This is a genomic window from Microcystis sp. LE19-10.1B, assembly GCF_027530565.1.
In the GTDB taxonomy this organism is placed as follows: domain Bacteria; phylum Cyanobacteriota; class Cyanobacteriia; order Cyanobacteriales; family Microcystaceae; genus Microcystis; species Microcystis aeruginosa.
Genome location: NZ_JAPZQM010000348.1, coordinates 1 through 1613, shown reverse-complemented (window position 1 = coordinate 1613; position 1613 = coordinate 1). Strand labels below are relative to the sequence as shown.

3 protein-coding genes are annotated in these 1613 nt (G+C 45.6%); 1 reads left to right on the top strand and 2 read right to left on the bottom strand.

Going from position 1 to position 1613, the window contains the following annotated elements; all coding sequences use genetic code 11:
• The coding region (locus O9332_RS12415; protein WP_288025812.1) for an RNA-guided endonuclease TnpB family protein at positions 1 to 432 on the top strand (432 nt) is incomplete at its 5' end.
• A gap of 22 nt (positions 433 to 454) precedes the next feature.
• Here O9332_RS12415 and O9332_RS12410 read toward each other — a convergent pair.
• Positions 455 to 931: a hypothetical protein gene (locus O9332_RS12410; protein WP_002758579.1), complete on the bottom strand. Its 477-nt coding sequence runs from the start codon at positions 929 to 931 to the stop codon at positions 455 to 457.
• A 199-nt stretch (positions 932 to 1130) separates the two neighbouring features.
• Positions 1131 to 1451: a helix-turn-helix domain-containing protein gene (locus tag O9332_RS12405; RefSeq protein ID WP_045356694.1), complete on the bottom strand. Its 321-nt coding sequence runs from the start codon at positions 1449 to 1451 to the stop codon at positions 1131 to 1133.
• Positions 1452 to 1613 lie beyond the last annotated feature (162 nt).

Sequence of the window (1613 nt, the reverse complement as noted above, 5' to 3'; positions counted from 1 at the left end):
AAGCTAACCACTCAATTAGTTCGTGAAAACCAAACGATTGTGGTTGAGAATTTAGCCGTCAAGAATATGGTCAAAAACCCGAAATTATCTCAGGCAATATCTGATGTTAGTTGGGGAGAAATCACCCGACAATTAGCCTATAAATGCCGTTGGTACGGGAAAAATTACATCGAAATAGATAGATGGTTTCCTAGCTCTAAAAGGTGTAGTAATTGCGGGTATATTGCTGAGAAAATGCCGTTAAATGTTCGAGAATGGGACTGTCCAGACTGTGGGACTCACCACGACCGAGATATTAACGCCAGTAAAAATATTTTGGCCGCAGGGCTTGCGGTGTCAGTCTGTAGAGCGACCATAAGACCAGAACAGAGTAAATCTGTTAAGGCAGGTGCGGAACCCCGCAAGGGAAAGAAACAGAAACCTAAATCGTGAGGTTTGGGAATCGCCGTCCGTTTTACGGCGGCGAGGATGTCAAGTAGTTGACGGTCAGGTAGTTGAAAGCGACGAGATTCTGGGCGGCGGCAAACTGGGCGGCCTCATCCACACGACGAAAATTATTTTCTTGAATGTCTTCTAAGGGATTGGTATCAACGAAGATTTCTTCGGCATCGACGGAATCGTTTATGACTTTTTCACTCTCTCGCTGAACTAATCCCGTCTGGGCGTTAGTTACGGGGGAATTTTTCTCGGTTTTGGTCTGTTTATCAGCGATTTCGGGGGGAGCACTCGGAAAACCTTCGAGAGTACCCCATTTCTTATAGTAGGTGTTTAGGTCATCGAATATTTGCACCTGTTCATCACTGTAGTAGCTGTTTCGTCCGTGTTTCTCGGCTTCCATGGCGTAACCCAAGCGGATCAGGTGCTGACGGCGTTCGTAAAACTGGGTTTTTCCTATTCGGTAGCGATCGGGTAAGGAGGCGGCTTGTTGCATAATTTTTCATCTCCGAGGGGTTAAGAATAAAAAATAAATACCGAATCGAGGGGACAAAAAGCTGGAATAGTTGAAGGGTATGCGGAACTAACGGATAAATCCAGTATAGTCCCTAAAAAAAAAGGCTTCAATTGGAAGCAAGAGAATTTCGGAAGTTATCGTCGGTTTGGTTCGGGGATTAAAAAGGCACTCAGGAGGTTTACTTGTGACCGATTTCGGTGAGGAACCGATCGAGCGGGTAATCCAAAGCGTCGAGAATCGCTCGGAGGGTAGCCGTGCCGACGCTCTTGGCCGTTTGAGTTTCTGCCGTTATTGCCTTGAAACCAGTCTCCAACTTTTGGATGTGCTGGGGTGAAATGTCCCGACCGGCATCCCTAATCTTATTTACCAACTTATTGCGAGATAGTCCCTGTCCCTCCCGAATCTCCTTTAACTTCAATCCCGCCTCCTCCGACCATGAGATAGTCTCGACCATCTCGACGGGAATCATCACCGTTTTCTTCTGTTTCACCACGTCCACAACCTCTCAGAAAAACTGTTGTTAGGGACTTGCGTATTAATAAATTACCATCTAGACTAGAGAAGCAACTTGTTACTCTCACTCTCAACTATGGTAACTGAACTGACTGAAAAAATCAAATCAAGCTTGAAAGATGCGGCAAAAAAGCTGACAGGTTTTAAG

What these genes read in the sequence shown, in the direction of transcription:
- O9332_RS12410 (WP_002758579.1), bottom strand. Translation starts at nt 931, where the DNA reads ATGCAACAAGCCGCCTCCTTACCCGATCGCTACCGAATAGGAAAAACC.